Genomic DNA, 22,613 nt, shown 5'->3' on the forward strand with positions numbered 1-22,613 from the left:
ATGCAAAATATTTTACCATATGGAGCATTTAATTCAAAGGTATTTTTTTATGTTCATATTAAAATCCTTTTTGTACTGCATCAACTCGCATAAACTTCTGAATTGGCAAGAAGAACAATCGTAATATTTTTCTCCTGTTTTTGTATTGCTGTATTTATCGTGCATTTCTTCTAAGAACCTTCTAATTTCTCTTTCTTTTACTGCTATAGGGGTGAAATCAGATTTATTGATATTTTGAAAAACTTTCTCTAACCATGTGTAGAATTCTTTAATATCAAAAGATACGAACTTAACCCCCCGTCCGTGTTGTTTATATATAATATTATTTTTCTGTATTTTTATAAAATTATTATTTTTATATTCTTTTTTCTTTGATACTACCTGAAATTTTAGATACACATCAGAATTTCCTAATTTGTTTTTCCATTCTTCGTTATTTAATAAGGTTAAGTAATAAATTAACAACTGTTCACTTTGAAAATTTTTTGACCTTTTGTAATCCATAATTGAGTATGCACCTGGTAATAGTTGGTTGTCAAACTCATCAAGAAGGTATGCGTAGTTACCGTTTAAAAGATCTACCCTGTCTATTCTGGAAGTTAAGTCTACATCATTAAAATCTCCTATGTTTATCTTTGAATTTACCTCTAACTCAGTAGCTATAACTTGAGAATAAGTGAGATCCATACCTTTTTTGAATTTAATATAGTTTCGATATATGTCTTCTATACTATCAAAAATATCTTCTGTTATTATTTCACTTTCTACGTCTTTTATAGCTTCATAGGTTTGTAAAAAATCGTCGGTATACTCTTCCCAAATATTTTCAACGATATTTTTTATTTCTTCTTTCAATTCTTCTTCGTTGAGAATCTTTTGGGACATATCTTCATATTTTTCGTATTTGGAAAATATTTCTTTCATCACCCTATGCTTTATCAGTCCATCAAAAAACTTCCCAAAATCTTTATCTCCATATAATCGGCCTTCGATTCCAAGATAATACTTAAAAGGGCAATCCACATAAGTAGTAATTTTTGTATGACTTAACCGTCCAAGGTCGGTATTTTTACGTAATTGCCAGTCTGGATTAGTTATCTCTTTTTTTAATCTCTCAATATTAGTGAAGTGTTTATCTGGTAAATATTCTTTCTTTCCATTCAATATGTAATAAATAGTAGCTTCTGTTTCAGAGAAAATATTTTCCGGATCTTTTGGTAGGATTTCTTTTTTAGAGAGATATTCATTGGAATATTTAACGTTCTTAAAGTTGTTTCTAAACTCTTTTTCGTATGGAGAGGGTAGTATTGGTTCACCACTTAGTTTAGCGTTTGGATATGTAAATACAATATTTTCTGCGAAGATCATTGAGATAAACAAGTTTCTTCTACTGATTTTTTCTGAGTGTTTGGCTATTGAGGTCCCCTCGTTACTCATAGATGTGATGAAAGGATTGACCTTTATTGAAGGATAGTTTTCTTCAGTGAAGCCTACAAAATATTTGTATTTTTTCTTTACAAATCTTGAGTCTTCAAGGCTCATTATTTCTACTGTATTATCGTACCTTTCGGATTCTCTGTACGTTTCAATCTGAATAAGAGAAGAAAGTATTTTGTAGAACTTTTCGATTCCTAAATTTTTATCTGATTTTAGAATTTTTTCCAAATTCTCTTCAACATTGAACACCAGTGCTTCAAAGGCTTTTAATGCATTTAATTGACTCTCAATAGGGAGTACATCCTCGTATGTTTTTAGTATGTTGAAATGAGATAGGTAAGTATTTATCCATTCTTTCACCAACTCTCTGTAATCAGAAACACTGAAGTACCTTTTTCGATCTTTGCTTTTTTGGATATCTTCTAAAAGAGAAAATATGTTTCCCAGACATTTTTTTAATTTCCTTAAGTCTTTGAGTTCTTCGCTTATCCTTTCTATTTCTTCTGTGCCTTTAAGTTGAGAATTTCTTTTTTCTATTTCTTTCTCAATAGTATTCAGCCATTTTTCTTTTCGGTTTTTGAGTGAGGATTTTTGTATGTCATAGAATAAGTTCAATCGCTTTAGATAATTTTCTATCTGCTCCATTGTCAGCTCAGTTACTCCTCCGTAACCACTTTCAATCATCGCCAAAATATCTTCAACCTCACAACCTCTCACCAACGTTTTAATCGGTTGAAGAAGAATCAAAACTATTTGGCTTTCGTTTAGAGGAACGTCGTTTTTGAACCTGTAAGGTACCTTGGCATCTTCCAAATAATCCGCCAATAATTTTGCAGTTGAATTATTGGGAACAACGATCCCCAAATCATCAGGCGAAAGATTTTCACTTATCAATCTTCTTTTTATTTCTTTTGTAAGGATTTCTATTTCAGAAACATCGTTGTTCATGGGAAAGATTTCAATATTAGTATTTTCAAAAATCCGTTTTAAACCTTTCCTTTTCGATTGGAACTCAAACCCTTCATTTTTTAAAAAGTTGTGTATATTAGTTATTGAATCAAAACTTCTGTCTTCTATGTTGACCCAAGTAATAAAATGGACCTCTTCAAAGAGATCAAAGAAAGCTTTAAGTGTTTTGTTAACGGCTGGAGAAATATCAAAAAAACCCGAAATAACGACCCTTTTCCCTATATATTTTTTTCCCTCTTCTTTCAACCTGCTAGGTAAAATCTCATAAAACCATTTGTACACACTAACGGGATCGTAATTTCTCTGATATTTAATAGACATATCGAACTTCGTTTCTAAAATATCTTCGAGTTTTCTTTCTAATCTTGTGTAAAGCTTGTACAAATTAGAATTGTTATCTATAGAATCATCTAACAACTTGTATTCTTCAGCGGATTCAACGATTTTTTCATCTTCAACCCTTGAAATTTCCCATTTTTTTTCGAAAATATCTAAGATGTACTCCACTGATTTTTGAGATTTGGATATAACGTTTAGATATTCAGAAAATTCTTCGTCTTTTTTCTCTTCTTCTATTAAGTCCATTATCTCGTTTTCGATGTATACCTTCAAAAAATCTCTATCCAGTATTACAGATTGTGGCTGGTATGTTTTTAGCGTCTCAGTTACATATTGGTTTATAACCCTGAAGGCATCACGATTTATAGTTTTTTTGGTTTGCGAGGCAATGTATTCTGCCACTTGCTTCACATAAAAACCAGAAGGCCCTAGAAACAAAAAGTTCAGAGGGTCTTCATTGTAAAAAGGAAGTATAAGATCTCCAACGTTTTTAAAATGTTCTGGATTTAAGTCAAATAAATAGACCTTCCTCATTTTTTCTACCAGCTTTCTATTTCGTTTCTCACTTCATCGAAGTTATATTCAAATTTGTAAGTCCTATTTTCTCTTTCGTTCCCAAAGAAATCCTTTTCTATATAATCATAGTTGCCAAGGTTATATTTGTATTCTATTTCAGTATTTGGAGGCATTCTTAGAGTTAATTGGTAGGTTCCGTCTTCCATTTTATCAAACCTATAATTTTCATCTCCCACCAACCAATTGTTGAAGTTCCCCATCATATAAATTGAAGCATCTTCTGGTGTATCTTCTGGAACGGAAGTGATTATAAAAGTGACTTCGTACAAATTTTCATCTTCTTCTGAAAATGAAGGTATTTCTGGGGCTGGTGTAGGAGATGGCTGAGCTGTTGTCGAGGCTTTTTGTGAAGAAAAACCAAAAAGCAAAAGAATTATTGCAAAGGGAAGTAAGATTTCTAAAAATCCTTCTTTCAATTGTCTTTCACCTCTTTGATGTGGCAACTTTGTTTTCAGTTAATTATACCATATTTATTATCTCAATTTTCCACATTTGATCAAATAAAATGTCCGTGAAAAAGAATGGTTAAACGGAAGATTAACTCCCTTATATTTCTATTTTTCTATCATCTGTAACTAAAATATAATTTTGTTTCCATTTTTCAACCAAGTTAGCACAGATTTTATTGTATTTGGAATGATCTGCTAGGATATATGCAATTTTTGATGATTTTATAATTTTCTTTTTAAAATTTGCTTCACTCAATTCATGGACATAGAAGCCATCCTCGTTGAATCCGTTAATTCCCATAAAGGCTTTTTTAAACTTATATTTTTCGAAGTTTTGCTCTAAATCAATAAAGTTCATATTACTGCGGATAAATTCTCCGCCTAAAACGTGTACGTTTATTTCAGTGGAATTAGAAAGGGTGTTTATAATGTATAAAGAGTTCGTAACTATGTGGCATTTTTTGTTAGAGTTGATTAATTCTTCAGTAAAAGCAAGGGTAGTGCTTCCTGCATCGATGAATATTGTGTCATCGTTTTCTACAAATTGAACCGCATACTTTGCAATTTCTAACTTTTCTCTTGCATGTCCTGCAATTTCTTTTTGAAATAAGGGATTAAACCTTTCTTTAGCAATCGCTCCACCATGCGTCCTTTTTATAAGTCCCTCCTTTTCCAAATAATTTAAATCATTTCGAACTGTAGAAAAGGAAACTTTTAATATTTGGGAGAGATCAAAAACCGTTATGCTTCCCTCTTTTTCAAGCAATTGAAGTATTCTTCTTCGCCTTTCTTCTGGAATTAGTTTAGTACTATTTGTTTTCATTTAATAAACTCCTCTTTCTCGATAGATATTTCATAATTATTGTACCATATTTTGTAAGGTCCTCTGTGTGAAAATATGGGACACAAGTCTGATTCACTTTTTTGCCAAAAAAAGATAAAATTATCGTTTTTTTGTGAAACTATTTGCGTATTGTAGGCGATTTTTTCGATTTGCGGTTTAAACAATGCCGGTCCATTTGCGGTCTTTGTGTATGGCCCTTTTAAATTTTCGCTTACTAAGAAATAATCTCCAGGAATAGGATCGGATTTTGTTAGTTCCTTGAAGTTATCCGAAAATGAATTAGAACAAAAATGCAAATAATATATGCCACCTTTTTTAATAATATATGGGCATTCGGTATTGTCAAACCATTTAGGTATAGATAACGGTTCGAGAATTTTCCAATCTATCAAGTTTTTAGAGGTAGCTATTCCTACAGTTCCTCTTGCTTTGATCTCACCATCCTTTCTTCTACTACAGAAAACCATGTAAAAATCAGAACCTTCTTGAAAAACATAGGGGTCTCTGAAATGTGTCAAACCATCGTAAGAATTAGTTTCATAAAGATTTGGATCTATTCTTAAAAGTGGTTCGTTGTCTGAAATTCTTTTATAGTTCTTGAAATCCGGGGATTTTGAAGTTATTAAACCAATGAGTTGCTCGTTAGGTTTTTTACTATTTCTTGAAGTGTAAAAGAGATAGTATTCGTTGTTGTAATAAAATGTACTTCCTGTCCAAATAGAGGTATCGTCCCATTTGTTTTTGTTTGCAGATAATATAATACCTTCATATTTCCAATTAATTAAATCTTGGCTTTTGGCTAAGCCTATTGAAGAATGAAAATGTCTTTCTTCAGGGTCTTTTGTTCTAGGTGATTCTAAAAAATATTTGAACCAACTACCTTCTTTGTCCTTGAGAAACCAGAGATCCCAAATGTATTTGTTTTTCAATTTAAAGCATGATGAATTTTGCATCATAAAACATACCTCCTACTTTATTCCTGTGGTAGCAACGCTTTTTACAAACTGGTTTTGTAGGAATATAAATAATATTATAACTGGAATAGTCATCATCGTAGCAAAAGCCATGATATCTCCCCAGTAGATTGGAGCCTGTCCAAAGAACGTTTGCATTGCAACCGTTAAAGGCCTATATGTGTATCCCCTGGTAACCATCAATGGCCATAAAAAGGAACCCCATTGCATAAGAAAATGAAGAATTGCCACACTTGCCAAAACAGGTCTAGAAAGAGGTAAAACGATTTTCCAATAAATTTTAAACCATCCGGCTCCATCTATTAGAGCTGCTTCTTCCAAATCCTTGGGAAAATTTATGAAAAATTGATAGAGAAGAAATATATAAAATGGATTAGCAATAAATGGAATTATTTGAACTTGATAACTATCCAACCACCCCATTTTATTGGTTATGAGCAATAGCGGAATGGCAATTGCTTCAAAGGGAATGATAATTAAAGCTACAATTATTGAAACTAGCATTTTTCTACCTTTGAAAGAGAACCTGGCAAGCCCATATGCCATCATGCTGTTCACAATTAAACCTGCAATTATAGTTGTACCAACGATCAACACAGAATTGAATAAGAATCTTTGAAAAGGCATCCTATCAAAAACATCTTTGAAATTTTCTATACTAATTGTAGTGGGAATGAAACCTTTTATTGATGACATTTGATTGACTATGTCTATCTCACTTGGATTAAGAGACACCGAGATCATGTACAAAAGCGGAAATAAAAAAAAGATGGCCAGGATTATCATTAAAATATAACTAATAGTTCTATTTATAATTATCACTCTTTTTCTACTTCTTTGCCTCATCAAAACACCTCTCTTTCTTCTCTCAGTAGAATTCTTTGAATTAAGGAAACCCCTAAAATAATGAGAAAAAATACAACCGTTAAAGAAGATGCATAACCAACGTTTTGCATCCTAAATCCTTGATTATATATATGTAACATTACAGTATATGTGGAGTAATTTGGACCACCGCTTGTCATAATGTATACTTGATCGAATAATTTGAAAGCGAGTATCGTGGTAGATATAATTACGAAGATACTCGTATTTTTTAGTTGGGGAAGAGTTATATATATAAATTGTTTCCATTTGTTTGCTCCATCTATTGTGGCTGCTTCATACAATGACTCGGGAATTTCTTGCAATCCTGCAAGGAATATCAGCATTTGAAAACCTACGCCTTGCCAAATAGATAAGAACATTATTGCCGGAAAAGCGATTCTTTCGGTGTTAAGAAAATCTATAGGCTCCCAGTTTCCAAATGTAATGAAAGAAAGGATAGCGTTTATCGTTCCCTCTGGATGATACAAAAATGTCCATATTACTGCAACAACTACCATCGTGGTTACGGTAGGTAAAAAGTATATAGTCCTAAACGTTGTACTACCCTTTATTTTTTGGTTTACGAGTATCGCTAAAAATAAGGCAAAAATGGTTTGAAGAGGGACAACTACGGCTACAAAATAAAAATTATTTAAAAGGGCTTTCCCAAAGAGATCATCGCCTAACATTCTAACATAATTGCTAACTCCAACAAATTTTGGTGGAATAGGAGAAATTAAACGAGTATTCGTAAAGGATAAATAAAAAGCAAAAAAGAAAGGAACTATTAAAAATACGATCAGTAAAATACTTGCAGGTAATAAAAAAGGTAAAGCCTGTTTAAACCCCCTTTGTTTATAACCCTTTTTAATACTTTTCTCTACTTTATTCAACTTTATTCACCTCTTTATCCGCTTCTCAATTGAAAAGTTTCCCAACAATTTTAAAAACAGGGTGAGTTTTCTCACCCTGTTCATGGAATTTGTAACAATTAATATATGGGGTAACCTTGGTTAGCTTCGATATCCTGATCTATCACCCTAACTGCTCTGTCCAGAATTTCTTGGACATCTGCACCTCTTATCAAATCTCCTATCATATCTTGGAACGCTAAAGTAATAGCTGGGTAAGCAGGAGTAACTGGTCGAGGAACGGCTATTGTATTTAATTGTTGAGCATAAATGTTGAGTGGTCCTCCCTCTTTGTATAGTTCAGAAAGCTCAATTGCTGAATATCTAGAGGGGACAGCTCCATTAGCATTGGACATTTTAACAATTTCTTCTGGCTGCAAGAGGAATTCCAAGAATTTCCATGCGGCTTCAGGATTTTGAGAGTTGGTTGTTATTGCCCATGCCCAAGATCCCATACCACTAACATGTTTGAAAAATTTTGGAGCTGGAATTAAAACAAGATCATCTCCCAACGCTGCTTTACCTTGTGGATATTCCCAATGTCCAGCCCATTCCAACGGGATTTCACCATTCAAAAATTCTACATTATATCCTGGAGGATTTGAATTGACAAATCCTTGTTCAAACAGAGCCTGTAACCAAGATGCAGCCGCAACAGCTTCAGGACCATTTAATACTCCTTCTGCACTCATGTAGGTTTCTCTGTCTATTAAATCAGCTCCAAATCCTTGGAAAAATGGCGACAATCCGTAGGTGTACCATTCGCCTCTATCGTTTGCTTTAAGATCTAAGGGATAAGTAACTTCTGGTAATTCTTTCAATCTCCTTAGTATATCCATAAATTCGATAAATGTCCAGGCATCTTCTACGTTTTTTGGGATTCTTACATTGGCTTTTTCCAGCAAGGCTTTATTACCCCACAAGGCTAAACCTGAGTCAAAGGTTCCCAACGCGTATATTTTTCCATTGTAAGTCCCCTGGGCAATAATAGAGGGTAAGAAATCTTGTTTCAACTCTGAGGACATGAATTCATCTAAAGGTCTCAAATAACCAGCCCATGCATAATTTGAAACAAATGGTCCATCCAGATCTAACACATCCGGTAAATCTCCAGCCAACGCAGCAGCGTTCACTTGATCGTTGTAACTACCTTCGGGCAATTGAATAGCAACAACTTTAACTTCGTTTTGCATGGCATTAAATCGTTTTACCTGATCTTCTATAACTTCTCTCTCTTCGCCTCTTCCAGAGTGAAACCACATAGTAATTTCAACTTGACTAAAAACAGATATGCCTAAAACGACCAATAAAACAAACAAAATACTTACCACTTTTTTCATTCTAATGACCTCCCCTTATGAAAATTGTTCTTACTTATAGATCCAGAATTAAAAAACAACAATATTCTACAAAATTCTACAACAAATAACAAAAATTGTCAACTTTCAACAGCTATGGTTATGGGTAATTATAGACGATTATTGTCAATTAAAGACAAATAATCCTCATTTTCTTAGTATTTTAAAAATAAATTGGAATAATTTTAACTGATTGCCGATAATAATACCTAAATTCTTCACTTTGTTGTGACAATAAAGATTTTTAAGGTAATTGTTATTTAAATTCTTAAACAAATACCATTTGTTCACGAAACTTATGGTATAATGTAAAAGGTTATTTTGGCCCAAAAAATAAAAAAGGAGTAAAAACATGACAAAATTTCAACACATGGGCCTTTCTGATAACATACTCAACGCGATTGATAGAAAAGGGTACGAAGAACCAACTCCTATCCAAGAAAAGGTTATCCCCTTTCTTTTATCTGGTAAGAATAATGTAATCGGTCAGGCTCAAACTGGTACAGGAAAAACTGCAGCATTTGGCATACCTCTAATTGAAAGATTAGACGAAAAAGCAAACGACGTTCAAGCTTTAGTATTAACCCCCACGAGAGAGTTAGCCTTGCAGGTTTGCAATGAAATCGACTCATTGAAAGGAAACAAAAGATTGAACCTCCTTCCCGTGTATGGAGGGGTCTCAATTGGAAATCAAATCAGAGCCCTCAAAAGAAAAGTAGACTTAGTAGTAGGTACCCCTGGAAGAATAATTGATCATTTGAATAGAGGTACTTTAGATATTAGTAAAATTAAGTATTCCGTCATTGATGAAGCCGATGAAATGTTAGATATGGGTTTTATAGAAGATGTGGAGATGATTCTCTCAAAAACTAATAAAGAAAAGCAAATTTTGATGTTCTCAGCTACGATGCCTCAAAGAATTATTACCCTTGCGAGAAAGCATATGGGAAATTTTAAAACCGTAACTACAGTTCAAGAAAACAAAGAGGATATAACTGTAAAGAAGGCTAAACAAATTTATTACATGATTTCTGAGTTTGATAAAATAGAACTTTTGAGTAGGCTTATAGATATAGACAGTGATTTTTACGGTCTTGTATTTACTAAAACAAAAGTTCAATCAGAAGAGATCGCAAACGAATTAATCAAAAAAGGTTACGAAGCAGAAGCACTAAATGGAGATGTCTCTCAAAATCAAAGGGAAAGAATAATGGATAGATTTAAGAGCAAACGGATAAAAACTTTAATAGCCACAGATGTTGCAGCCAGAGGTATAGATATAGACAATCTTAAATACGTTATCAATTATTCTCTTCCACAAAATCCAGAAAATTATATACATCGTATAGGAAGAACTGCGAGGGCTGGAAATGAAGGTACAGCTATTACTTTTGTCACACAGAGCGAGTATAGAAAATTTATGTTCATTAAGCATTCCTCAAAAGCCTTAATAGAAGAAGCTAAAATACCACAAGCCAAAGATATTGTTAACGCAAAAGTTGAAAAAATAAAAGATGAGATCAAATCTAATCTTTCCAAAGATATAGATCCCATTTATGAAATCTTGGCGGAAAAAATCTTAGAGGAAACCGACCAAGAGCCCAGTCAAATAATTTCTTCTATTTTAAAGTATTTTTATGGTGGAATCTTGAAAGAAGAAAATTATAGCAAAATAAAGGAAGTTAAAAGTTCCTCAAAAAGCAAGGACCAACGGTTATTTGTTGCATTAGGTAGTTCAAGTAAAATGACACCGAAAAAGCTTGCTGAATTCATAAAAAGGGAAACTGGTGTAACCATTAAAAAAATAAAAGATATACAGGTAATGGATAAATTTTCTTTTGTGACGGTTCCTTCCGAACAAGCTGAAGCAATAATAGAGATCTTTAAGCAAAAATCAAAAAGAAAAAGACCACTCGTAGTACAAGCTAAGTCCAAAAGAAATTAGAAAGTGAAGTCACAAATGGATTATGGAAACAACTAGTTCGATTCTGAAGCATTTTTAACCGCTTCGTATACGTTCAAATGTAATCTTTTATCATAAGCTTCGGGTAAAATCCTATTAGGTGTAGGAATACATGAATTTGAAATTGCAAGTATTGCAGAATGGAGCATTTTTTTAGTTATTTTTGACCTTTTCTCTATCGCTCCTTTCATTATTCCTGGAAAGGCTATGAGATTGTTGATTTGGTTAGGATAATCTGATCTACCAGTTGCCACTATACTTGCCCCGAAGCTTTTTGCTAATATTGGATCTATTTCCGGTAAAGGGTTGGCAAGAGCAAATATTATAGGATTTTTATTCATCTTTTTTACCATTTCTTCATTCAAAATATTGCCCCTGGATACGCCTATAAACACATCTGCATCAAAAAGAGCATCTGAGAGATCCCCACTTATATTTTCTGGATTTGTTACCTGTGCTAATTCTTTGTGATATTCATGTAAGCAACTTTCTGGAACATTTTTATTCAACACCCCATTCTTGTCAACCAAAACAAGATTTATAACCCCAAAATCCATCAAAAACTTGGCTATATTGTACCCCGCTGCCCCTATACCGTTAATAACAACTTTAATATTTTTTGCTTTTTTCCCCGTTAATTTCAATGCATTCAACAAGCCAGCCGTCACTACGACAGCAGTCCCCTGCTGGTCATCGTGAAAAACTGGAATATTCATTGTTTTATTCAATTCTTCTAATATTTGAAAACATCTGGGAGCAGAGATATCTTCTAAGTTTATACCTCCAAACGAAGGCTCTAAGTTCTTCACAATAGAAACAATTTCTTCTGGGTCTTGTGTATTTAGGCAAATTGGAAAGGCATCAAGCTGACCAAATAGATTAAACAACAATGCTTTACCTTCCATAACGGGAAGCGCACCATATGGACCTATGTTACCGAGGCCCAATACAGCGCTTCCGTCTGAAACGATACCAACGGTGTTCCAACGTCTTGTGTATAAAAATGTATTTTCTGGATCTTTAGAACATTCTTCTGCAACATCTGCTACACCAGGAGTGTATAGTAGGGATAACGATTCTTCGTTCAAATTGTCAACATTTGAAATTGTTCTAATCTTTCCTCTGAGTATTTTGTGTAATTCTTTTGCGTCCAAGGTTAACACCCCTTAAAAGTTAGAATATCTGATCACCGTTTGTATCTATTGCTACCATTAAAGGAAAATCCTCCACGTTTATGTTGTAAATAGCTTCTGGCCCTAATTCTGGGAAGGCTAAAACTGTTATATCCTTCACACACTTAGAAAGATACGCTGCTGCACCACTTGGAGTTATAAAATAAACTCGCTTGTATTTTACACATAGCTTTACTGCTAAATCACTTCTTTTCCCCTTTCCAACCGTTGCTAACACCCCTAATTTAAAGATCATTTCAAGATACTTATCCATTCTTTCACTCGTTGTCGGACCTATAGCGCCTATCTTAGCGTTCTTTGGAGGATTTGCAGGTCCTGCATAAAATACAATTTTTTCGCTTAAATCTACTGGAAGCTGCGAATTTTTTGAGAGTAATTCTAAAAGTCTTTGATGGGCAGCATCCCTCATAACTATCAATTCACCTGTGTATTGTAAGAGTTCCCTAACCTTTAATTTTTCAATTTCATCTATCTTCAAATTTTATCACACCTTTTCTACAAAGGTAACAATCTAAGGAAACCCCAACTGGAAGTGTTGCAATATGGGTGGGAGCATATTCTATATGTACAGAAAACACCGAAACCCCCTCTTTTAATCCTTGAAAACCTATTTTTAAAGTATTTAAATCTTTTAAAAGCCCTTCTTCAAAGTCTGCATAAATAGGATTTTGATTTCTTTCTTTGAAACTTTTAGTTAATGCTAATTTAGATAAAACCATCGCTTTATCAGAAGTTCCACCTATTCCTATTCCAACATGTAAAGGCGGACAACCTTTTGCCCCGTTTTCTTTCACATGCCCGATTATTACATCTTTTAACTCTTGGACATTGATTGATGGTTTTAACATGAACAAGGTTGAGAGATTCTCACTACCTCCACCTTTCACTAAAAATTTGATCTCTAAGGTATTTCCAGAAATTTGAAATATGTGTACAACAGCGGGGGTATTGTTTTTGGTGTTTTTTCTTTCAAAAAGAGGATCACTCACCAGTGAATATCTGAATGGATTTTCTGTGTATACCTTTTCAGCCACCTCATTTAAAGTTGAAAATATCGGTTCTTCAAGTCTAACTTCGTTTCCTAAAAAAACAAAGAATTCAACAATACCTGTATCTTGACAGAGGGGTAATTTTTCAGCTTCTGCAATTTTATAATTTTCTTTAAGTGCTTGCGAAAATGGGCCATTGTATCCGTCTATGTAAGCCTTTACTTCTGGGTTTATCGTTTCATTGACTTGTACTAAATGGTTTGACAACTTTTCTAATATTTCACGTTTATGTATCATGTCAATCTCCTTTTTTACACCTGCCTACCTTCTTCAGCAACACTAAAACTTACTTTAGTATCCCTTCGTCTCTCCACCAAACCGTTTGTTTTTAAAATTTTTTAATTTCTAATCTTCTATCTTATCGTCTATTTTTTTCCCCTTTTTGAAATTTTAGCATAAAAAAATGAAAAATTAAGAATTTTTAAGTTTTTAAGTTCTAATCGCCTCTAATCGACTTTAACTGTTTATAATTCACTTTAATCGGATTTTTATTTTTAGAATTTAAGAGGTATAATATGAATAGTTAAACGGTTAAGTACTCTTATACTCAAATATTGGAGGAACAACAATGCCACCAAAGAAGAATAAAAATTCTCGAATAACTATTGAAGATATAGCACAGATCGCCCAAGTCTCTAAAGCTACCGTGTCATATGTGATCAACGATAAACCTGGTGTAAGTGAACCAGTTAGAAATAAAATAAAAAGTATAATTGAAGAAACTAATTATTTTCCTAATTCCGCAGCAAGAGGATTAGCAGGTGAAAAGACACATTTTGTAGGTTTAGTTATCCCAGATATTTCTGATATGTTTTATGCCAATATAATTAGAGGAGTAGAAAAAACTTTAAATAAAAAAGATTATCTTCTCACTCTATTTACCACACATGCCCGACCAGAAAGAGAACAACAAGTAGTTAGACTGTTGAATAAGAGTATAGTTGACGGGTTAATTATAATGGCCTATTTTATTACTGATAAATTCATAGAATCTTTGAAAGAAAGAGAGATTCCTTTTGTCTTTATCGACTATCCACCAAAAGATGAAGAAATTTATTCCGTAATGGTTGATAACGAAAATGGAGCGTATGAGGCAACAGAATATTTGATAAAACTTGGTCATAAGAGAATAGCGTTTTTAGCTGGTCCGGAAGTTGCCCGGGATTCAAAGGCAAGATTCAAGGGATATTTAAAGGCATTAAAAACTTATGGAATCAAATTCAACCCTGAATTAGTTGAAAACGGCAATTTTACAAAAGAAGAAGGATATACCGCTACAAAAAGGTTACTAGAAAAAGGAGAAAAAATCACCGCAATTTTTTCTTCAAACGATCAAATGGCAATGGGAGCAATAAGGGCTTTAAAAGAAAGTGGGTACAAAATTCCAACAGATGTCTCTATTGTAGGCTTTGATAATATCGAGGCCAGTTCTATAATAGAACCGCCTTTAACAACTGTTTCACAACCTATCTATGAAATGGGTAAAAAGGCTGTAGATATTATTACAGCTTTGATCAATGGAGAAACAGTTGAAGAAAAAAGATATATGTTAAAAACAAAATTAATCGAAAGACATTCTTGCATAAGAATTTAAATTTTTTATAGATAACTTAACCGATTAAGTAAATATGAATAAAGTTTTTAATAGACACTTTAGAAATAAAATGAGAGTGGTCAAAGGGGTGCTGAAACAAGTTTTATTATTTCTAAAAAGGTAATTTTAAAAATCAGGAGGGAAGATATGTTCGAGACAAAATACGGATATTTCACAGAGGATGGGAAAGAATTCGTTATAACCACACCCAAAACTCCCAAACCTTGGATAAATGTTATTTCTAATGGAGATTATGGAATGATTATTTCTCAGAGTGGCTCAGGTTATAGCTGGAGAACGCATGCTAGTTTAAATAGAATTACACGGTGGGAACAAGATCTAATAAAGGATGAATGGGGCAAATATATATACATAAAAGATGAGATGACTGGGGATTTTTGGTCTCCAAGCTGGAAGCCAACTAGTAAAGAACCTCAAGAGTATAAATTAAGACATGGTCAAGGCTATTCCATATTTGAAACCAAATACTTCGATATAAAAACGAATTTAACTATGTTTGTATCTAAAGATGACCCAGTTGAAATATGGAAGTTAACTATAAAAAATACTTCTGAAAAAGAACGTAAATTGTCTATTTACACCTATTTAGAATGGAATTTGGGGGCCGCTCCTGACTGGCACAGGGAGTTTCATAAAACTTTTATAGAAACAGATTTTTTAAATGGTTTAAACTGTATGACGGCTGAAAAAAGAATGTGGGAGATACCAAATGAAAAAGGTCAAAATTGGAACAGAAACTGGGAATATACGGCTTTTCATTCAGTTAATGAGAAAGTGGCTGGATTTGAAGGGTCAAAGGAAAAACTTTTAGGACAGTACGGAAGTATTTCTAATCCAAAAGCTCTTATTACTGGAGAAATATCAAACACCTATGGAAAGTGGGAAGATCCTATTGCCAGCTTAAAAAATGAAATACTCTTAAAACCCGGAGAAGAAAAAACGCTGATTTATCTTCTTGGAACGGTTTCTAAACAAAATACAAATGAAAGTGTGAGTTCACTTGTTAAAAAATATCAGACAGTAGAAAGTGTTGAAGAAGAATTTGAAAAAGTAAAGGATATGTGGGATAAAATGCTTTCGAAATTTACTGTTGAAACTCCAGATAAAGCCGTAGATTTCATGCTAAATAACTGGTTGAAGTACCAAGCTATTTCAGGAAGATTATGGGGACGATCAGCTTATTATCAAACTGGTGGAGCATACGGTTATAGAGATCAACTTCAAGATAGTCAGATATTTTTGTACGTGGATCCTGAACAAACCAAAAATCAGATAAGACTTCATGCAGCTCACCAGTTCAAAGATGGAAGTGTTTACCATTGGTGGCATCCCATTTCTGAACTCGGTTACAAGAATAATATATCGGATAACAGATTATGGTTACCTTTTGTTGTTCTAAGGTTTTTAAAAGAAACCAATGATTTAGAATTTTTAAAAGAAATTATAAAGTTCCTAGATGGAGGAGAATCTTCTTTATACGATCACTGTATTAGAGCAATTCACTACAATTTAAATCATATGAGCTCAAGAGGACTTCCTTTGATAGGTGACGGAGACTGGAATGATGGTATGAACGCTGTTGGCACCCAGGGTAAAGGGGAAAGTATTTGGCTTGGACATTTCTTGTACGGTATTTTAAAAGATTTCTCGGTCGTCTGTAAGAAGATGGGAGATTTAGCAAATATGCAAAGGTTTATGGACGAAGCTGAAAAGCTTAAAGAAAACATCAACAAATACGCCTGGGATGGAGAATGGTACGTAAGGGCATTCAAAGACAACGGAGAACCGATTGGGAGTAAACAAAATAGCGAAGGTAAGATATTTTTAAACGCACAAACTTGGGCAATAATCAACGATACCGCAACACAAACACGAAGTGAAACAGCTTATCGATCAGCAAAAAAGTACCTGTTTAAAGATTATGGACCACTTCTTTTTCAACCGGCGTTTTTTAAACCTGATCCAGAAATTGGATACCTAAGCAGATACGCCCCTGGAGTTAGAGAAAATGGTGGATTATACACTCATGCAGGTACGTGGGCAATATTGGCAGCCTCAAAGATGAAAGATCCTGAAACATACAAAATCTACAAAAGCTTTATGCCTATTTATAGGGGTTTGGAACCAGATAAATACTTAGCTGAACCATATGTTACCCCTGGTAATGTTGATGGGCCAGATTCTCCTTATTTTGGAAGAGGAGGGTGGACTTGGTACACAGGATCGGCAGCTTGGTATTTCATAGTTGGAGTTGAGGGAATTTTTGGGCTAAAACCTGAATGGGAAGGATTAAGAATAGAACCCATGTTCCCAGAAGATTGGAAAGAAGTAAAAGTAAAGAGAATATTCAGGGGAAAACAGTTAAACATAACTTACAAAAAAAGTGATGAGAGAAAGATTTTAATTAATGGTGTAGAAATCGATGGAAACATTATTAATCCGGAATTATTTGAAGAAAGTATTTTGAACGTTGAAGTACTTTTTTAAAAAGTATAAAAATTTTAGAAACAATTAATTTTCAAAAAAATGAGATTTTGTTTTTAAAAGGGTTACAGGGCGGAGCCCTCCCACACCCATCCGGGCGGGCTGCTGGGCGAAGAGGAGCTAAAGCAGATTGTATGTAACTTAGAATGATGGAGGTATTTTAAAAATTTTTAGATTCTAGAAGTATGGTTTAAAGCAAGTTTTAGAGTCTAAAAAGAAAGAAATCAAAATTCTATAAAAGGAGGAATTTAGGATGAGTAAAAAAAGGTATTTTTTAGTATTAGCGGTTGTGATGTTATTTTTATCAGCTTTTTCTCAAGTCGTAATACATGATTTCGAATCTACTGTAGGTTTGAACAATGATAACACTGGAGCAACCTTTGAACTGAGTGGTAGATATGTATACAACGGTAAATTTTCTACGATCGTAGTACCTTCAGGATCATCTGAAGAGACGAAGTTAGCCTTTGAATTATCAGGAGAAAGATTGAGTAAATGGTTGGGTAATGATACATTGCAACTATCCCTTTACACAAATCCAAATAGTTCTTTAAAACCTAACAATTTTTTTCTTGGTATGGCTGATGTTACTGAAGGCTGGGAATGGGTTGATGGGATATTCTCTGAAACAGCACCAAAAGATGGTTGGAATCTAATAAAGTATAGATTATCCCAAAAGATGCAAGATATTTCGATTGAAAACAAATATATGCTTTACTTTTCCTTCATGCATTCTGAAGGATCGACAAAAATTCCTTTAAAAGATCCCTTTTACGTTGACAACTTAGTTGCTTTAAACTCTCAAGAGCAGCTAACAGAAACAGTATATATTTGGAATATGGACACGGTTGAGGAGATAAATACTTTTGGTAACGATAATACAGGGGCTGTTTTTGAATTAGCTACAGACCGTGCAGCTGAAGGGTTATACGCTATGAAGATTATTCCCAACGGTGAAGCAATAGAAACAAAGATAGCAATTGAACTTTCTGGTGAAAAAATTATCTCTTGGTCAGATACCAATAAAGTAACAATGAACGTTTATATACCAAAAGAAAATAAAATAAAACCAACGATGTATTTCTTAGGTATGGCAGATTTAACAACTGATTGGCAATGGATTGGGGGCGTATTCTCTCAAAATAGAGTGACTGATGGATGGAACAAGATAGAATTTGAAATAGCTGGAGATATGAACAAATTAAAAGAAGGAAATAAGTACATGATTTATTTAGCTTTCGCTGGTTTCAATCAAAACAATGAAAAAGTACCTTTAACGGAACCATTCTATGTAGATGGCATTTTTGTAGAAAAATCATCAAAATCCAAACCCACAGTTGATGAATTGTTAACTGCTGTTCCTACAAACCTTAAAGAAGAAGTGAAAAACCTTTTAGAACTTGACGATGAAAGCTTATTAGATGAAATACAAAAAAGAACCTTCATGTACCTTTGGAAAGAAGTAAACCCTGAAAATGGTTTGGTAAAAGATAGAAGTACGCCAGATTCAGCTTCAAGTATAGCCGCTGTTGGAATGGCACTTTCAGCTATTCCAGTAGGTATTGAACGGGGATGGATAACTTATGATCAAGGTTACAAAAGAACGTTAACAACGTTAAAAACCTTTGTAGAAGGCAAAGTCGAAGGAATCAATGGTTTTTACTACCATTTTGTGAACATGAATACTGGCAAAAGAGAGTGGAACAGCGAGGTATCTTCTATCGATACCGCAATACTCGTTGCCGGCGCATTGACAGCCGGAGCCTATTTTGAAAATACGGAAGTAGATGAACTAGCAAATAAATTGTATGAAAACGTGAATTGGCAATGGATGCTTGATGGTGGGGACACTTTGTCCATGGGTTGGAAACCAGAGGCAGGTTTTTTAGGTGCTAGATGGGATTCTTTCAATGAAGGCTTACTCGCCTATGTGTTAGCTATTGGCTCACCAACCTATCCAATCCCTGCAGATTCATGGGACAAAATTTTTAGACCCGTAAAAAACGATACATATATTTATCTACCTCAAGAAACACTGTTCGTATATCAGTATCCTAATATTTGGATAGATTTTAGAGACAAAGAAGACAAATACGCCAATTATTTCAACAACGCAGCCGCCGCAACAAGATATAACTGGTTATATGCTGTACAGAATCGTTTTAAATACGAAACTTACGCCATGGACATCTGGGGTTTAAGTGCTTCTGATGGACCTACAGGATACAAAGCTTACGGAGCTGTTGATGGGAACAACGATGGAACGGTTGCACCCTATGCATCTATATCATCTATACCATTCACTCCTGATATATCAATGAACGCTATCAGAGGAATGTTGAGTAAATATGGACCGTTAGTATGGGGCGAGTATGGATTTTATAGTGCATTCAACGTAGATGAAGTATGGTTCTCTGATCAATACATAGGAATCGATCAAGGAGATATTATTTTAATGATCGAAAATTATAAGACCGGTTTAATTTGGGAACTTTTCATGAAGAATAAAAATGTTCAAAAGGCCTTAGATGAAATAGGATTCATTGAACAAGTAGCTGAATATTCAGTTACTCCTTGGTATGTTGAAGAATACAAACGATTGTTAACTAGTGATGAAGAAAAGTTAGCAGAAGCACCAAAAATTTCAAATAATATAAACATCGATGGAAATTTAGAAGAATGGAAAAACATTCCAAAATATGAAGTAACGGAAGATATGAACGTACCAGCTGGTGGAATCAAACCTGTAGATAAAAGGTCTCAGGTTCTACATAGTTATTTTCAAGTTGCATGGGACGATCAAAACTTGTATTTAGCAGCAGATGTATACGATGAAGTTGTCGTTAGTAACATAGCTCCCAACGATGTCGGTGGTTATTACAGGACAGATTCAATTGAATTTTATATAAACCCAGCAGTTGCTGGTTCTGATACCGGAATTTTCAAATTAGCTATTCTTCCATTTGATACAGAAGGAAACGTCCAAGCTGTACGACACGAAGACGCAAAACCAGGCCCGATATCAAACACCGCACCTAAAATGAAAGTAGCTTCTAAAAGAACAGATTCTGGATATGTTGTGGAAGTCATGATCCCATTTGAATATTTAGGTATAACAAACCCACAACCTGGTTTAAAACTTGGATTTAGTCACACAATCCACAATTCTAACAAAGGAGATGCTGCTATAGGAGAATATGTGAGAGAGAATATAATTTCTTGGAATCCTCTGCCAGATATTTGGGCAAATCCACAAAATTGGGGAACTTTAGAATTAAAATAAGTTTCTTTTCTGAATCAGAATACTAAAAAATAAAAGGATTATCAAAAAAAAATTCCTATTTTAAAAGGTTTTCAGGGGGGTAGGAATTTAATAGAAGTTTTAAACTTCTAAATACTGTAAAAAATTGCTATTAGGAGGTGTGGAGACATGAGAAAAGCTTTGGTCGTTTTGAGTGTTGTGATGTTTTTGGTTTCATTAAATTTCGGAGCAACAAAGATCACAGTATGGGCTATGGGTGAAGAGGCAAAAAGTTTGGATCAATTAGTCAAGCTTTTCATGGAAGAATACCCTGAATATGAGGTCGATATTCAAGCCATACCCTGGGCAAATGCCTACGATAAAATTTTAACTGGAATCGCTGGCAGACAAGTCCCGGATATTGCACAGATGGGGACAACTTGGATGTCTCCGTTTGGAAGCATGGGGGCATTTGAAGATTTAGCACCGTATATTGAACGATCTGAAGTTGTAAAACCAGAAAATTTCTTCAAAGGTGCATTAGAAACAGGGATAGTTGATGGAAAACAGTTAGGTATTCCTTGGTATGTGGATACTAGAGCTATGTATTACAGAACAGATTTATTAGCACAAGTAGGTTACGATCATGCTCCTCAAAATTGGGATGAGTTATACGATGCTGTAAAGAAGTTAGTTGAAAATGGTAGTAGATATGGCATTACACTTTACCAACCTCAGGATAATTATCAAGTACTGTTACCATTTGTTTGGCAAAATGGTGGAGACATTTTAGACAGCGCCGGAAATGTGATAGTAGACCAACCAGAATTCGTCGAAGCTTTTGGGTATTACACAAGATTCTTCACTGAAGGATTGACTCCAATTGCTGGCGGAGGGAACCTATTCCAAGATTTCGCCTCTGGAGATACACCAATCTTTTTTTCCGGTCCATGGATGGTTAGTATGATAAGGGCACAAATACCTCAAATAGCTGGTAATTGGGATGTTGCGTTAATGCCCGAGAAAAAAAGCAGAACATCCTTTATGGGTGGCAGTGATTTAGTTATTTTCAGAGATTCCAAAAACAAGGAAGCTGCTTGGAAGTTCATCGAGTTCTTGTCTAGACCGGATATTCAAGTAAAGTGGTACCAAATTGTGAACGCACTACCTTCAGTTCCCAAAGCATGGGAAGATCCTTTATTGCAATCAGATCCGATGATAGCAACCTTTGGTGAACAGTTGAATGATGCAAAAGCTCCTATAAACATACCCGAATTTCAAGAGATCTCAGTTTCGATTGATAGCAGAGTTCAAGAAGCGATTTATGGCAGAAAAACGCCAGAACAAGCTGCTAAAGATTTGAAAAAAGATATTGAAAAGATTTTGAAATAATTTGTTTTATGCCCCTCTTGTTACAAAAAAGAGGGGCTTTTGATCAAAATTTTTTTGATTATGAGGAGAGATAAAATTGAAGACCCCTTTAAGATCGATTATTGGTTTCATAGGACCTTCAATAATATTATTGTTGATCTTCATGTTAATACCCATAGTAGTTTCTCTGGTGATAAGCTTCACCGATTTCGATGTTTATGCTATATATGATTGGGGAAGAGCTAGTTTTATTGGTTTTGAAAATTATGTAAATTTAATGCAAGAACCTCTTTTTTGGAGGGCGCTACTAAATACGCTATATGCATTAGTTGTTGCAATGCCATTAACGGTAGTTTTGGCTTTAAGTTTTGCTGCCCTTATAAACAGGGAAGCCACGTATTTTAAAAACTTTTTTAAAGTAAGCTTTTATCTACCTTCCATTACAAACACAGTCGCAATTGCTATCGTATGGGCTTGGATGCTCAATCCTGATTACGGATTAATAAATTGGTTTCTGGGTTTGTTTGGAATACAAGGACCTAATTGGTTGGGTGACCCCCTTTGGGCAATGCCATCGGTAATAATGCTTGTAGTTTGGAAAGCAGTTGGTTACAACGTCATTCTCTTCACGGCTGGTTTACAAAATATACCAGATTATTTATACGAAGCTGCCGAGTTGGACGGAGCTTCAAAATTTCAACAATTTTTACATGTTACTATCCCATCGTTGAGGCCAACAATATTTTTCGTTACAGTTATGACTGTAATAGGTTATTTGCAATTATTTGAAGAACCATACATGTTAACCGCAGGCGGACCTTTGAATTCTACTTTATCTATAGTTCTCTACCTGTATCGACAAGGTTTCAGGTTCTTCAAATTAGGGTATGCCTCTTCGATCGCTTTTATGTTATTTTTAATGATATTTGCTTTAACATACATACAAATGAGTGCAAGAAGATCAGAAGTATAA

General features: G+C 34.3%; 16 protein-coding genes. 6 read left to right on the forward strand and 10 right to left on the reverse strand.

Features of this window, described 5'->3' with window-relative positions:
- Positions 1-33: 33 nt before the first annotated feature.
- From AD60_RS04985 to AD60_RS05015, 7 genes are all read right to left on the reverse strand, one after another.
- Positions 34-3,279 carry a PD-(D/E)XK nuclease family protein gene (locus AD60_RS04985; protein ID WP_103927419.1) on the reverse strand — a complete coding sequence of 1,082 codons (3,246 nt, stop codon included), beginning with the start codon at positions 3,277-3,279 and terminating at the stop codon, positions 34-36.
- A 5-nt stretch (positions 3,280-3,284) separates the two neighbouring features.
- Complete coding sequence (locus AD60_RS04990) at positions 3,285-3,737, reverse strand: hypothetical protein (protein WP_103927420.1); 453 nt, start codon at positions 3,735-3,737, stop codon at positions 3,285-3,287.
- Positions 3,738-3,867: 130 nt separating this feature from the next.
- Positions 3,868-4,593, reverse strand: a complete 726-nt coding sequence (locus AD60_RS04995) for a DeoR/GlpR family DNA-binding transcription regulator (RefSeq protein ID WP_103927421.1) — start codon at positions 4,591-4,593, stop codon at positions 3,868-3,870.
- A complete protein-coding gene (locus tag AD60_RS05000; protein WP_103927422.1) occupies positions 4,590-5,570 on the reverse strand; it encodes a glycoside hydrolase family 68 protein in 981 nt (326 codons plus the stop codon). Before AD60_RS05000 ends, AD60_RS04995 begins: the two co-directional genes overlap by 4 nt.
- Before the next feature lie 12 nt (positions 5,571-5,582).
- On the reverse strand, positions 5,583-6,434 hold the full coding sequence (locus AD60_RS05005; protein ID WP_103927423.1) for a carbohydrate ABC transporter permease: 852 nt from the start codon (positions 6,432-6,434) through the stop codon (positions 5,583-5,585).
- A complete protein-coding gene (locus AD60_RS05010) occupies positions 6,434-7,348 on the reverse strand; it encodes a carbohydrate ABC transporter permease (RefSeq protein ID WP_199177852.1) in 915 nt (304 codons plus the stop codon). Before AD60_RS05010 ends, AD60_RS05005 begins: the two co-directional genes overlap by 1 nt.
- A gap of 98 nt (positions 7,349-7,446) precedes the next feature.
- Positions 7,447-8,706, reverse strand: a complete 1,260-nt coding sequence (locus tag AD60_RS05015) for a sugar ABC transporter substrate-binding protein (protein WP_103927424.1) — start codon at positions 8,704-8,706, stop codon at positions 7,447-7,449.
- Between the two features lie 370 nt (positions 8,707-9,076).
- Here AD60_RS05015 and AD60_RS05020 point away from each other — a divergent pair, with 370 nt between their 5' ends.
- Complete coding sequence (locus tag AD60_RS05020) at positions 9,077-10,669, forward strand: DEAD/DEAH box helicase (RefSeq protein WP_103927425.1); 1,593 nt, start codon at positions 9,077-9,079, stop codon at positions 10,667-10,669.
- A 32-nt stretch (positions 10,670-10,701) separates the two neighbouring features.
- On the opposite strand, the gene AD60_RS05025 is transcribed toward AD60_RS05020, so the two are convergent.
- From AD60_RS05025 to AD60_RS05035, 3 genes are read right to left on the reverse strand one after another with little or no spacing between them, the layout of a single operon-like run.
- Entirely contained in the window at positions 10,702-11,841 is a 1,140-nt protein-coding gene (locus tag AD60_RS05025; RefSeq protein WP_103927426.1) for an NADP-dependent malic enzyme, read from the reverse strand.
- Between the two features lie 19 nt (positions 11,842-11,860).
- A complete protein-coding gene (locus AD60_RS05030) occupies positions 11,861-12,358 on the reverse strand; it encodes a FumA C-terminus/TtdB family hydratase beta subunit (RefSeq protein WP_103927427.1) in 498 nt (165 codons plus the stop codon).
- Positions 12,345-13,166, reverse strand: coding sequence for a fumarate hydratase (locus AD60_RS05035; RefSeq protein WP_103927428.1), 822 nt, complete (start codon positions 13,164-13,166; stop codon positions 12,345-12,347). The genes AD60_RS05030 and AD60_RS05035 overlap by 14 nt, the downstream gene beginning before the upstream one ends.
- Before the next feature lie 331 nt (positions 13,167-13,497).
- Here AD60_RS05035 and AD60_RS05040 point away from each other — a divergent pair, with 331 nt between their 5' ends.
- The 5 genes from AD60_RS05040 to AD60_RS05060 all read left to right on the forward strand — a co-directional run bounded on the left by AD60_RS05040 (position 13,498) and on the right by AD60_RS05060 (position 22,613).
- Positions 13,498-14,523: a LacI family DNA-binding transcriptional regulator gene (locus AD60_RS05040; RefSeq protein WP_103927429.1), complete on the forward strand. Its 1,026-nt coding sequence runs from the start codon at positions 13,498-13,500 to the stop codon at positions 14,521-14,523.
- Between the two features lie 147 nt (positions 14,524-14,670).
- Positions 14,671-17,031 carry a GH36-type glycosyl hydrolase domain-containing protein gene (locus tag AD60_RS05045; RefSeq protein ID WP_103927430.1) on the forward strand — a complete coding sequence of 787 codons (2,361 nt, stop codon included), beginning with the start codon at positions 14,671-14,673 and terminating at the stop codon, positions 17,029-17,031.
- Between the two features lie 250 nt (positions 17,032-17,281).
- Positions 17,282-20,311 carry a glucoamylase family protein gene (locus tag AD60_RS05050; RefSeq protein WP_103876572.1) on the forward strand — a complete coding sequence of 1,010 codons (3,030 nt, stop codon included), beginning with the start codon at positions 17,282-17,284 and terminating at the stop codon, positions 20,309-20,311.
- A 147-nt stretch (positions 20,312-20,458) separates the two neighbouring features.
- On the forward strand, positions 20,459-21,661 hold the full coding sequence (locus tag AD60_RS05055) for a sugar ABC transporter substrate-binding protein (protein WP_103876573.1): 1,203 nt from the start codon (positions 20,459-20,461) through the stop codon (positions 21,659-21,661).
- 76 nt (positions 21,662-21,737) lie between these two features.
- Positions 21,738-22,613 (forward strand): carbohydrate ABC transporter permease, encoded by an 876-nt coding sequence (locus AD60_RS05060; RefSeq protein WP_103876574.1) that lies wholly within the window; start codon positions 21,738-21,740, stop codon positions 22,611-22,613.

Origin of the sequence: Petrotoga sp. SL27, assembly GCF_002924605.1 — a bacterium.
Classification (GTDB): domain Bacteria; phylum Thermotogota; class Thermotogae; order Petrotogales; family Petrotogaceae; genus Petrotoga; species Petrotoga sibirica.

Bases quoted from the DNA above. Each gene is read 5' to 3' on its own strand.
- AD60_RS04985 (WP_103927419.1), bottom strand. From the start codon at position 3,279: ATGAGGAAGGTCTATTTATTTGACTTAAATCCAGAACATTTTAAAAAC.
- AD60_RS04995 (WP_103927421.1), bottom strand. From the start codon at position 4,593: ATGAAAACAAATAGTACTAAACTAATTCCAGAAGAAAGGCGAAGAAGA.
- AD60_RS05000 (WP_103927422.1), bottom strand. From the start codon at position 5,570: ATGATGCAAAATTCATCATGCTTTAAATTGAAAAACAAATACATTTGG.
- AD60_RS05005 (WP_103927423.1), bottom strand. From the start codon at position 6,434: ATGAGGCAAAGAAGTAGAAAAAGAGTGATAATTATAAATAGAACTATT.
- AD60_RS05015 (WP_103927424.1), bottom strand. From the start codon at position 8,706: ATGAAAAAAGTGGTAAGTATTTTGTTTGTTTTATTGGTCGTTTTAGGC.
- AD60_RS05020 (WP_103927425.1), top strand. From the start codon at position 9,077: ATGACAAAATTTCAACACATGGGCCTTTCTGATAACATACTCAACGCG.
- AD60_RS05035 (WP_103927428.1), bottom strand. From the start codon at position 13,166: ATGATACATAAACGTGAAATATTAGAAAAGTTGTCAAACCATTTAGTA.
- AD60_RS05040 (WP_103927429.1), top strand. From the start codon at position 13,498: ATGCCACCAAAGAAGAATAAAAATTCTCGAATAACTATTGAAGATATA.
- AD60_RS05045 (WP_103927430.1), top strand. From the start codon at position 14,671: ATGTTCGAGACAAAATACGGATATTTCACAGAGGATGGGAAAGAATTC.
- AD60_RS05050 (WP_103876572.1), top strand. From the start codon at position 17,282: ATGAGTAAAAAAAGGTATTTTTTAGTATTAGCGGTTGTGATGTTATTT.
- AD60_RS05055 (WP_103876573.1), top strand. From the start codon at position 20,459: ATGAGAAAAGCTTTGGTCGTTTTGAGTGTTGTGATGTTTTTGGTTTCA.